Annotated in this window: 8 protein-coding genes; 3 read left to right on the forward strand and 5 right to left on the reverse strand. The window is 54.3% G+C overall.

The annotated features are described in order from the left end of the window. Nucleotides 1-3 precede the first annotated feature (3 nt). Nucleotides 4-969, reverse strand: coding sequence for a glycosyltransferase family 2 protein (locus tag I5192_RS22265; RefSeq protein ID WP_170399560.1), 966 nt, complete (start codon nt 967-969; stop codon nt 4-6). Then, a complete protein-coding gene (locus tag I5192_RS22270) occupies nt 966-2618 on the reverse strand; it encodes an O-antigen ligase family protein (protein ID WP_223118724.1) in 1653 nt (550 codons plus the stop codon). The genes I5192_RS22265 and I5192_RS22270 overlap by 4 nt, the downstream gene beginning before the upstream one ends. Before the next feature lie 125 nt (nt 2619-2743). Here I5192_RS22270 and I5192_RS22275 point away from each other — a divergent pair, with 125 nt between their 5' ends. Then, nucleotides 2744-4606: a PKD domain-containing protein gene (locus I5192_RS22275; protein WP_223118725.1), complete on the forward strand. Its 1863-nt coding sequence runs from the start codon at nt 2744-2746 to the stop codon at nt 4604-4606. Nucleotides 4607-4702: 96 nt separating this feature from the next. Beyond that, the gene (gene asnB / locus I5192_RS22280; protein ID WP_170567791.1) at nt 4703-6658 is read left to right on the forward strand and encodes an asparagine synthase (glutamine-hydrolyzing); all 1956 of its coding nucleotides are present in this window, start codon (nt 4703-4705) and stop codon (nt 6656-6658) included. Here the strand turns inward: asnB and I5192_RS22285 are convergent. Continuing rightward, nucleotides 6655-7581, reverse strand: a complete 927-nt coding sequence (locus I5192_RS22285; RefSeq protein ID WP_223118726.1) for a glycosyltransferase family 2 protein — start codon at nt 7579-7581, stop codon at nt 6655-6657. The genes asnB and I5192_RS22285 overlap by 4 nt on opposite strands. 449 nt (nt 7582-8030) lie before the next feature. Here I5192_RS22285 and xrtD point away from each other — a divergent pair, with 449 nt between their 5' ends. Beyond that, complete coding sequence (gene xrtD, locus I5192_RS22290) at nt 8031-9629, forward strand: VPLPA-CTERM-specific exosortase XrtD (protein WP_170567787.1); 1599 nt, start codon at nt 8031-8033, stop codon at nt 9627-9629. Between the two features lie 323 nt (nt 9630-9952). Here the strand turns inward: xrtD and I5192_RS22295 are convergent, their stop codons facing one another. Together I5192_RS22295 and I5192_RS22300 are read right to left on the reverse strand one after the other, a co-directional pair. After that, nucleotides 9953-10630 (reverse strand): class I SAM-dependent methyltransferase, encoded by a 678-nt coding sequence (locus I5192_RS22295; protein WP_170399542.1) that lies wholly within the window; start codon nt 10628-10630, stop codon nt 9953-9955. Nucleotides 10631-10760: 130 nt separating this feature from the next. Further along, nucleotides 10761-11783, reverse strand: a complete 1023-nt coding sequence (locus tag I5192_RS22300; protein WP_255612273.1) for a glycosyltransferase — start codon at nt 11781-11783, stop codon at nt 10761-10763. Between the last annotated feature and the right edge of the window lie 11 nt (nt 11784-11794).

Genomic DNA, 11794 nt, shown 5'->3' on the forward strand with positions numbered 1-11794 from the left:
ATCCTATTTGTACTCTATCAACTTTGCCCGGCGTCCGCGGAAACGGTCCCACCAATAGCCCAGGACACCTTGTGCCTCAGGGATCTTACCCAGTGTTATAAACAGGGCACGGGTCGGGTCCATACCACGCGATACCAGGCGCAGCACCTGAGCGGGCCAGACTAAAAGTAACGCGAGCGACCAAGATGTCACAAGTGTACCCGTCACAACAAGCAGGGGAAACACAGCCCCCCAGGCGAGAGCTGATCGGGTCTCCCGCACACAGTGGCGTTCGGGCGGAGACCCGTGCATGGCCGCCCCTTCCCCATATGCGTGGCCCGCACGCCGGTTCCGATTCCACCATTGCGCAAACCGGGTCAGAGCCGCGTCGTGCAACGTCATTTCCTCATCAAGCCGCCAGATCGACCAACCCGCTGCGCGCAGGCGGACACATAATTCAGGCTCTTCCCCCGCTATGAGGGCCGGATCAAAACCGCCAACAGCCGACAAGGCTTTGCTGCGCATCAGCGCATCTCCACCACAGGCTCTGGTCTGTCCCACCGGCGTATCCCACTCCTGGTCAATAAGCCGATTGTAAACCGACGCTTCGGGAAAGCGTTCACGGCGGCGACCACAGGCGACGGCCGCAGTCGGCGTTTCCGCCAGAAAGGATCGTGCGGCTTCGATCCAACTTGGTTGCAATTCGCAATCTCCGTCGATGAATTGCACAAATTGCACCGGCACCGGGTCTTTTTGCAAGATATCGAACCCGGCATTACGTGCGCGCGCCGCTGTGAAGGGTTGGCTTTGGTCCAATTCGACACATGTTGCGCCTACGGCTTTCGCGGCCTGTTGACTGCCATCAGTTGAACCGCTGTCCACATAAACAACCCTATCTGCTTGTTCAGTGGCTGAGGCCAGGCACCGCACCAATCGATCCCCTTCATTACGGCCTATGACGACGGCCCCAACCGTCGGTTGCCCTGTCATGCGTCAGTTCCTTTCCTTCCGCGACCGTTCCGGATGATCCGGTTGGTTTGCCGGGTGTAGCGGCTGGTAGGTCGTGATTTCATGGCCGACGGTCCCGACACAGGTGATGATGGCGGCAGGGGTGCCTGTGGGCGGGCACGGGCAAGGGCATGCTTGGGCTCAGCTACTGGTGCCATTTCAGTGTCGGATGTTGCGACACGGCCGAGTTCTAGTCTACCCCACAGCGCCCCGGTTATAAGCCAGGTAATTGGCGTTACTGTCGCATTGGGAAGCAAGTCGATCACATTTGCGACCAAAACCAACGAAAGAATAGCCGTCTCTGGTCCCAGACCAAATCTCCGGGCTCTGAAAAAAAGTACTAGGGCCGGGAGACAAAGCAATCCAAACTCGGATAGGTATCGCGCCCATCCACCTACACCAATTACCCCCACCCAATACCCATCAGCAATTAGACTGATGCCTTCACCGGTGGCTGGATCATACACAAAACTGCGACCCCACCCGCCCCATCCAAACAGCGGTCGTTCGCGCGCCTTCTCCAACAGATAATTTTCGTTAACTACCCGAAATTCCAAGGAATCTGCTCGATCAACGCTCAAGGTTGTAACCCATTCAATGATAGTATTGACAGGTACAAGATCAGCACCACGAAGCATCGGATAAAGCAGAGCAATGCCAGAAAACACTGCAGCAATCGCAAAGTGCAATCTGACGTTCAGAACAAACATCACAACTATCAGGATCGCTGCGATTAAAAACGCCCCAAGAGAATTTGATAGAAACAACGTCATCAATAACCAAACGCAAAGCAGGAGGTAGACACGCCCTCTTTTCTCTTTGACGTATTTGGCAAGTCCGCCGGCAGCCAAGACACACATAGCGAAGAACATCGCCAACCAAAGGCCGTGCTGCACGAAAACAAGTGGGCGATAACCGCCCGGGCGAATATGTTGTTCCCATGCGTGCGGGAAATACCCATAAATCATGAAATTAAGCTGCGGCGACATCCGAATTTCATATAGAGCCAGTAGCGAATATCCAGTTCCAGCAATGACAAGCGCCTTCAGAAAAAGCCATTGCTTCTCCGGATGTGCTAAATATTTCCGTCCGAGAATGAAAGGCAGAAGCATCATTACAGCTGAAAGCAATGTCGAAAGAATGTCCCAGACTCGGAGAGCCGGAAAGACGAGAGGCCCATAGAACAATGGGTGTCTGTTGGCTAAAACTGTCAAGCATGTACCCAAAATCAGAATAACGATCAAAAGTATTGGCAAACGTTTTTTGGGGAGCCAGCCCGGCAGGCTCGTTGGTGTAGTCGTTCCTGAAGTTATCATTGCAGCTATAAAAGCCGCAGTTGCTGGTATCGTATCTTTGTTCAGGGCTGGTAAGCCGGGCAAGTCAAGAGACAATCCCGTCGGTAGGAACAGATATCCCCCGATGATTGCCGCCAATAACGCGACGGCCGGAGACCAGACGCGGAAAAAGGCGAATACGACTAGCGGCCAAGTATACAGGACGATATATCCGAACATTTTGGAGCCGCCCCGCGCCCAGCATTCAAAAGCAACGCCCAGTGGGTACACGAAGATTTTGACACTGTCACCAATCCTGTCTGTCACCAATCCAACTTGTGACACAATTTCAGGCACTGGCGCCGTCAAGAAACACGATCACTTAAAATGCTTCATACGAGCCCGCAACTTAAATAGGGTTGTGTTTCTCATCAGATTAACGCTTGCTAACAAGGTAAAATTTCCAGCCGGGAGTCCCCTACATGTCTGAAGGTGCTACAGCTGAAATTACCGTTATGCGCCGCTCAGTTTGGCAGGTGTCCCCCGATGCCGTCTTTTTTGAAGTGACGGTCGATGGCTTTGACGCTGTGGCGCCAACCGCTGGTCAAATCTATGACAGCCGGTTTCATGACTTATACTATTTTTGGGACTTTGATGATCCATACGATTTCCAGGCGCCAGAGAACCTGCCTAGTAAACACCTAAACGCCGGTGTCGCATATGGCCCTTGGGTCTCACATACGTTTCGCACTCCGGGCAGCTATCGCGTTTCGGTTTTCGTCATCGAACCAGCTTCGGGAAAGACAGCCACAGCATCAACCGATATCGTGATCGAAGACCCTGGCGCCGTATTTCCAGCCCGAAACACGCTTTTTCTCAGCCCCTCCGGCAATTTCGAACATTCTCCGCCTCGGGCTCGGCGCCTTAAAACTGGCGATATCAGCAGCGTTTTTAACGACAATATTGCAGGGCAAGAAGCGGCACCCAAAAGGATCGTGTTAAATCGGGGCGAAGAATATACCTTCTCCGGCATTTCGCCTGGGTTTGGCGGACATACCCCATCCTTCCATATTGTCGCAGGAGACGGCAATGCTGACAGGCCGCTGGTTTTTTGTACAGGAGGGGTTTTCTGGAACGACATCGCCCCAAGAATCCCAAACCCTTCCAAAGATATGGTTTGGCAAAATGTGGTTCTTGAGTCCGGGTTTGATTCAACCTCGGTTCTGGGCGGAGAGCACCCCATCCTGTTCACTTGGTTTAATAACCCACCGCATTTGGCATTGTTGGATGGGTGCTCCGTTTCAGGTCTTCTGGCTGCAATTATTGTAGGCCAAACCGAAGGTGGTCATTCTGTCGTTTTGAACGATACGGTTGTCACCAACTTTGGTACGGCGGTTCTAGACGCCAGCTTTGAAGGGTTTGCCATCACCGGCTCTTCAATCATATCTGATGTCAATGCTCTGATCGATTCAACCGGCAATGGAGGATGGGGGGCTCGATTGGCGGGAAATGCTGTTGTTTCGATCATTCAAAATTCTGATTTCTTTATTCGACAAGGATGGTCTGGAAATGGCAAAATTATTGCGACGCAGCCGTGCTTACGATTGAATGCAAGCTCTTTCGAGGGCGCCAAAATCAACTGCCAGGCGAATGCCTTTGAGGGAGGTTACAATGTTGTGACAATGGGGCCGGGTGAAGGTCAGAAAAAGCGTCCCATAAATGCTTTGTTTGAAAAAAATTACGTGGTTGGAGGGTATCAAACTGCCAATCTCGTAAATTTCGGTTTTGGGGGCACCACCATCCGAAACAACGTTTTTGTTCTGCCGGATTCTGAACAATCTCTTGGAACCACGAACCCTCATGCATTTATTTTATTGGACGGACATAATGGCGGTTCTTCCACATCCCCAGACAACAACTCCGCTCCGATTTCTATTTTAAATAATACGTTCGTGAACCGGCTCCGACGAGACGCATATCAATGGGATGTTGCTGACAATATGGCAATATTTGTGAACTGGCAGGACCATTTCAATAACATCACGGTCGCCAACAATGTTGTCTATCAAACGGGAACTGATGACCCAATGATCGGTGACGCCCCACTTTCCAGTTCTGTCAATGTTTTCTTCACTCCCCGCGAGAGAGGCTATCAGTCATCTACAGTCGATCTTCGCGCACAAACAGCCACACTAAATACCCCCGGTATGTTTGATACTTATGCCCCCCTGCCCGGCTCCTCGGCGCTTGGTGACGCCGATGAAACCCAACCTATCGCTTATGATGATTTTTTTGGCAACCAGCGACCACAATACCCGTCTCGCGGCGCGCAAGAAGCATCATAAAAACAGATTGTCCGCGCAAGAGACTGTACGCTTGCCTCATGTTCTCCGCCCCGGCATTAAGACTAGGGAAATTTGTTAAGGTATTAAGACCACGTTATGTGCGGTATCACCGGTTTTCTCTGGCCTCCGGGTCGCCCTCAGGTACAGGACGCTCCGACCTGCGTTCAGGCGATGATGAGTGCCATTGCTCATCGCGGTCCTGACAGCCAGGGCCATTGGGTCGATGAGGAGGTAGGCGTTGCCCTGGGCCATCTGCGACTGGCCATCGTCGATCTGTCACCTGCGGGACACCAACCGATGGTGTCGTCAACCGGGCGTTACCAACTGGTCTACAATGGCGAGATCTACAACCACCGAGCCCTGCGAACCGAATTGGAAGACACAGGTAAGGCGCCGGAATGGCGCGGTACATCCGATACCGAAGTCATGCTGCGTGGCTTCGAGGTCTGGGGGTTCGAAGAAACGATCCGGCGTACCCAAGGCATGTTTGCCATCGCGCTGTGGGACCGCGAGGAGAGGAAGCTTCTGCTGGCGCGCGACCGTTTGGGGGAAAAACCGCTTTACTATGGCTGGCAGGGCACTGGAAAAGACGCACTATTCCTCTTCGGGTCAGAACTCAAAGCACTGCGCACGCATCCCGCGTTCCGCGCCGAAGTGCGCCGCGACGCGCTGGTGGCGATGCTGCGCCACGGTCATGTCCCCGAAGACCTGACGATCTATGAAGGGCTGATGAAGCTGCGTCCGGGCGAGATGGCCGAAGTCTCGCTGACAGCCCCCGGCTTCGCCCGCAAGTTTTACTGGAACGGGGGTGCCATTGCTGCCGCTCCCCGCGGCCCGGTGCCAACTGATGCTGAGGCCATCAACCAGCTTGAAGCACTCCTGCTGGATGCTGTCGGCAACGAGATGATGTCAGACGTGCCGCTTGGAGCCTTCTTGTCGGGCGGCATCGACAGTTCGACCATCGTGGCGCTGATGCAGCACCTATCAAACAAGCCGGTACATACCTTTTCCATCGGTTTCCACGAAGCCCGCTATAATGAGGCCGTATTCGCCGCCGATGTGGCGAAACATCTAGGCACGCACCACACAGAACTTTATGTAGGCGACACAGACCTGCGCGACGTGATCCCTCGATTGCCTACTATCTATGACGAACCTTTCGCCGACAGTTCTCAAATTCCGACGTTCCTAATTGCCGAACTGGCGCGCCAACACGTTACGGTGGCGCTTTCTGGCGACGGTGGAGATGAGCTTTTCGGCGGTTACGACCGCTATCAGCAAGGCGCGGCGCTGCTCGGAAAGCTGGCATTGATGCCCTCCCAATTACGTCGTCTTGGGGCGGGGGCCGTTCGCGCTCTCCCCGCAACGCTTCTGAACCAGTTGATCGAGCCCATCCGCGCAACTCCGCAAGGCAAGGAACCCAACGGTCAGCGTCTGCATCGCTTGGCCAATTATGCCGCGAGCCACAACGTAGATGAACTGCACCGCAAGATGGTATCGGTTTGGCGCTTCCCAGAGGCCGCAGTCATTGGCGGTTCCAACCCGCCTTCGATCCTGGCTGATCATCTCCCTCCGCGTGGCGATCTGGGTGTGATCGAACGGATGATGCAGTTGGATATGTTGGCCTATATGCCTGACGACATCCTGACCAAGGTCGATCGGGCGACCATGGCTGTGGCACTGGAAAGCCGCGCGCCCCTGCTCGATCATCGAGTGGCCGAGTTTGCCTGGGGGCTGCCCCTTCACATGAAGGTCCGCGGCGGCCAATCGAAATGGCTGCTCAGACAGGTGCTCCACCGATACGTCCCCCGAGAATTGATCGAGCGCCCGAAGATGGGTTTCGAAGTTCCCATCGGCCTATGGTTGCGCGGAGGGCTCAAGGACTGGGCCGCTGCCCTGCTGGCCCCCGAGCGCTTGGCCCGAGAAGGATACCTGGACCCCGTCCTGGTCGGGCAGCTTTGGTCCCAACACCAAGCTGGGACCCACAATTGGGGTCATCAGCTGTGGAATGTGCTGATGTTCCAGAGCTGGCTGGAGATGTATGCGGACTAAGTTGAGCTGAGCGACCACGCCCGGGCTTTTGCGGCCTCCTGCTCTGCAATCGCCCGAGCTTTGCCTTTGAACAACGCCCGACGCTGATAGGCCCGAATGAAAGCGCGCAGCTCGGGGTCATCGAGCTGCTTTTCCCCCCGAAACCAGGCCCCCAGATAACCCCGCACTGTGGCTAACCCGCCCAGCACATATGGCCTGTCGGTCATCCGAAAGATTGCCGTCGCCAAAAAGAAAAGCGGGTCGGACCCCATGAAATACTGCCCGAACCCGTGGCGGCGGCGACCGGTATAGATTGAGGTTTGGCTCGACCCCATGGGCCTCAGATGTTCAAACCTCAGGTCGGGGTCATCCCACGAACGCGCAATCCAACCCAACTGGCGCGCCTTATGACAGTCGATGGCGTCCCACATGACCTCGCGTACGAAGCCGCCGATATCGGAGAAGCATTCACGGCGGTAGAACTTGGTCATACCGACACTCATCTCGTCACCACGGCGCTCCGAGATCAGCTTGCCATCCTGACGAATATAGGGCTTGCCCGAACAGGTGCCGAGCCGCGGGTCAGTCTCCATCCGTTCGATCAGCAATTCGAAATAGCGCGGCGGCAGGTCCAGATCGACGTCGAGCTTGCAAAGATAGGCATAATTTTCCAGCGAAACAGTGTCTAACCCTGCATAAAACGCGTCAATCACACCAGGACCAACGGCCCGATGCCCGCGGTCGGACGCGGAGACGATGCGTATCCAGTCATGCTTTGCGGCATATTCGGTAAGAATATCCATCGACCCATCGGTTGAGCCGTCATCGACGATCACCCAGAGCGACGGCGTCTCGGTTTGCGCCACCACACTGTCGAGCGTGCGCCGCATATAGGCCGCTTCGTTCCGGCATGGAGAGATCAGGACATAGGTGCGGTCAGTCATAAACAATCAGGCAGTTTGCAAAATCTTTCAGCGTTTTGTCCGGCCTATCCATAATGTGTGAGGTATATAGGTTTATTAAATCTTTTATATCTCGCCCCCGTGTTCTGATCCTTGCAGGAGACTGTAACTTTATATGGCCTTCATTACCGGCGGTCGGATACAAATACTCGCGCGCAATGGTGACCTCTCCGGCAATGAGGAACAAATTTCGCCATGTGCTGAGTAAATCGTAGCCTCGAACCAAGCTCAAGGCCATTGAAACATTTCTCCACCGCCGCGAAGGCTATGCTGTCAATCTATGTACTTCTAACACAAAAGCCGCCTAGACGATGAAGATCTATGACATGATTTTGTCTGGTGGGCGTTTGAAAAGCTTTAATGACTACGCTTAGGATGACATAGCTTCCGCAAGATACGGCAACCCGGCCCGACCAGATAAACAGATCCTCATGACTGAATCCGCAGCCCAAACCGTTCTGAACCACCGTGTAGGTAAAAGCCTGCACTTGGGCCTTTTATGGCTTTTGGTGGCGACGGTGGGGGCGTTCATATTTCTATCACCAGGACTTGATGCGCTGCGCATTGCCTGGGGCCTGCCAGAGTACTCACACGCTCCGTTGATCCCGGTTCTGTCCGGGCTTCTTTTCCTCCGCCAACTCAAAGACTACCCCGAACGGCCCGGACCCATTGGTGATCGTTGGGTCGGAGTGGCAGTCGTGGCATTGGCACTCGTTTTTGGTGCGTTGGCACGGCTGGCTAATATCGACGACATGGCCGCCTATGCGCTGATCCTTTGGGTCGGCGGCATTCTTTTGATCAGCTTTGGCTGGTCCACCGGAAAACACTTCTGGCCGCCGGTACTGCATCTTGTCTACATGCTACCGCTGCCCGACACGCTCTATTACAAGATGTCTACCTGGCTGCAACTGATCTCATCCGAATTGGGCGTATGGATGCTAGGGCTTCTGTCCGTACCGGTCTTTCTTGACGGCAACATCATTGATTTGGGCGTCACCAAACTGCATGTGGCCGAGGCCTGCTCTGGGCTCAGATACCTCTTTCCGATCCTCAGCTTCAGCTACATCTTTGCCATCCTTTACAAGGGCCCGATGTGGCACAAAGCTATACTGTTGATCGCGGCCGCGCCGATCACCGTCATCATGAACTCGGTCCGCATCGCCATCGCGGGAACCGTCGTCAACTACTACGGGCTCGACTGGTTGGACGGGTTTACCCATTTCTTCGAAGGATGGGTGATCTTTGTTGCCTGTGTGTTGCTTCTGTTTGTTCTTGCCCGGATCATGCTGTTCTTTAACCCCGTGAAGATGAGCCTTACCGAAGCTCTGGATCTGGAAACGGACGGGCTTTGGACTCAAGCCAAACGCATACGTTTGGTTCAGCCTTCAGCCGCACTAATCACGGCCGCCATTCTGGCCGTCGGGGCCGTCGCAACATGGCAGATGATCCCCGAACGCGGCCAGATCGAAGTGGCCCGTGAACGCTTTGCACTTTTTCCCCGAACCCTCGGCGACTGGCGCACAACCCCCCATCAGCGGCTTGACCCAGTTGTGGAGGAGACGCTTGGCGCCGACGACTACCGCCAGGTCAATATGACCCGAGCGGATGGCGCTGAGGTCGGACTTTTCATGGCCTGGTATGCGGATCAGGGTCGGGGTGGCGTTCATTCGCCTGAGATATGCCTGCCCGGTAGCGGCTGGGAGATCGCCTGGCTAGAACGAACCGACATCGCTGCAGAAGTCGGCAGCGCGACGCCCTTCATGATCAACCGCGCAATCGTTCAGCACGGCGAGGCGCGGATGATGGTTTTCTACTGGTTCGACCAAAAAGGCCGAAAGGTAGCATGGGATCTAGCAGCAAAGTTCTGGCTGATGGTGGACGGCATCCGAGAAGGGCGGACAGATGGGGCACTCATCCGGTTGAGCACGCCGATTAGACCAGGTGAAAGTGATGCAGCAGCGGAAGAAAGGCTGCTGGATGCGCTGATGGCGATTGAACCGCCATTGCCTCGGTTTGCACCGGCGGGATAAACTGGGTCTAAACTCTTGACGCACCCCGGAGTGAAATGAACAACGAGGGATGTTCCGGGTTTTGGACGCATCGTCTCAAATCCTATTTTGTCATTCTAAATTTCTGGATTTAGTTCGATTCTGAACGATATGGATGATAAGTTCGCCCGTGCGCCAATATAGCCCAAACGGTTCGAGCAATTTTGATTGCCAAGGCGACTACGACTAAGCGAACGGGCTTTTTCCCCAGCACAACTCTAACCCAAAGCGCGTTTTTCACCATTTGAGTTCCGTCTCGGTACGAGCTCAAGCTAGGCTGCAATGAATGGACTGGCTTTCGGCGCCTACATCTGCTCTGAAACCCGGCCCTTGCTGTTAGACGGAGGTTTGTAGGCCACGTAACTCTTGGGGAACCCAAACTTCCATTCCGTCCACAGTATGCAATTAGGGAACAAAGACAAAATTTCAGCTCTCAGTAAGACAGTTGTCCCGGCCACCATGTCCGTCCAAGCAGGCAATTTCTTATACCAACGAGAAATTAATCGGCGTTTTAACCACTCAGGATAGGCCCACCAAAACGGCATGTTGCAATGAGCTTCAATTGGAAACCAAATAGAAGGAGTTTGAACCCAGTAGCTTGGCGCCAGTCTCAAGACCTCTTCAGCCATCGCTCTACGCTTGTCGATCGCACCAACATGCTCAATCACACTATTGGAAAAAACTATGTCATAAGACAAGTCATTGGCAAAGTTTACGTCACATGCGTCTCCGTCCAAAATTTCAATCTCATGCAACTCGTGACTTGCATCAACCGTCTTCTCAGGATCTGGCAGATTTACGATTGTCAGTTTCAGAGGGACAGGGAAACCTCTCCAAAATTCTACCGTTCCCCCTAAGTCGATGATGCGTTCGCCGCCTTTAATTTTCATACGCTTCAAAAACTGAGCTTGGCGACGTTCGCGAGCCGCATCGGAAAATGGCTTCTTCATACTCATCAACGTATTGAATAAAAGATACTTCATATCGAACCCTTATGATATGTTTGCATGAAACATGTTCGTGGCTTTGTCGCACAAACCCGGTGAAGCTACCCATTGACCCGGGCTGCGGGGGAAGGTCACCACAAGACGACCTTCCCGGGCAACCCGTTGTTTAAAGATACTTCTTAATGATCTCGCAGCGGTGCTGGAAGACCGCATCGTCGGTATAACCCTCTCCATCCCGCAAGGCTCGGGCCATCATGTCTCCGAGGAGTAACCGATCTCCAGCAATCGACTGCACTGTTTCACTCAGGGCAGCGACATTGTTCAGTGAAACGAGTTGTCCTCCACCATGAGTCGAAATCAGATCCTCGGGATAGGCGCTGCTATAGCCGACGATCGGCGTGCCAGAGACCAGCGCTTCGATTAGGCATCGCGGGGATTCCGGCGTCTTGTGGCAGAAAAGGAAAATATGGGCCTGTCGCAAGTGGTCGAAAACCGCAGCGCGGTCATTCACGAAACCTGTGAAGGTGACGTGGCTCTCAAGGCCTGCGTTGGCGACGCGCGCCCTCATGTCTGCTAGATCCGGTCCATCACCCAGCCATGTGGCTTGGAAATCCACTTGTCGCTTGGCAAGTGTCTCAAGAACCTCCACCCAGTCTTGCGGACCCTTCATCGCGCTCGCCCTTCCTGTATAGACGATCTTCAGGGGCCCATTGTTCGCAGCGACAACCTTAGCCTTCAGAGCTTCGGGAGGGAGATGTTCCGAGGCCTTGATGTGGATGTCGTGCACGAGTTGTGGTTGGCGGCAATAGGGGGCATAGGTCTCATAGGTTTCCTTGCCGTGAAACAGGCCCAGAGCCGCGCGTCGGATGATAAATTTTTCCCATTCCCACATGGGCCGATGTTCTAACCGCGCTCTGATCCGGCGATGCCAGAGCGGGTTACTAGACGCTGTGCGGCGGGTTACCTCAGATTCCACCCGGTCGGTCCAGATCGCAAAGGGTCGACCCGCCATATGGGCCTGCCAAGCCCCAACCGATCCCCAATCTCCAGTAAGGCCACCGATGGAGAAGGCTACGTAGTCAGCTTTGTCGATCTCCGCGCGTATTAGATTCCGGGTGGCTCGATAGTGGCGAAAAAACTGATCAGGACGATAGGCCGTTGGCAGAGGCAAGATACGAATGCGATCCAAGTTTGGCCCAA

Source organism: Ruegeria sp. SCSIO 43209 (assembly GCF_019904295.1).
In the GTDB taxonomy this organism is placed as follows: Bacteria; Pseudomonadota; Alphaproteobacteria; order Rhodobacterales; family Rhodobacteraceae; genus Ruegeria.

Bases quoted from the DNA above. Each gene is read 5' to 3' on its own strand.
- I5192_RS22265 (WP_170399560.1), bottom strand. From the start codon at position 969: ATGACAGGGCAACCGACGGTTGGGGCCGTCGTCATAGGCCGTAATGAA.
- I5192_RS22275 (WP_223118725.1), top strand. From the start codon at position 2,744: ATGTCTGAAGGTGCTACAGCTGAAATTACCGTTATGCGCCGCTCAGTT.
- asnB (WP_170567791.1), top strand. From the start codon at position 4,703: ATGTGCGGTATCACCGGTTTTCTCTGGCCTCCGGGTCGCCCTCAGGTA.
- I5192_RS22285 (WP_223118726.1), bottom strand. From the start codon at position 7,581: ATGACTGACCGCACCTATGTCCTGATCTCTCCATGCCGGAACGAAGCG.
- xrtD (WP_170567787.1), top strand. From the start codon at position 8,031: ATGACTGAATCCGCAGCCCAAACCGTTCTGAACCACCGTGTAGGTAAA.
- I5192_RS22295 (WP_170399542.1), bottom strand. From the start codon at position 10,630: ATGAAGTATCTTTTATTCAATACGTTGATGAGTATGAAGAAGCCATTT.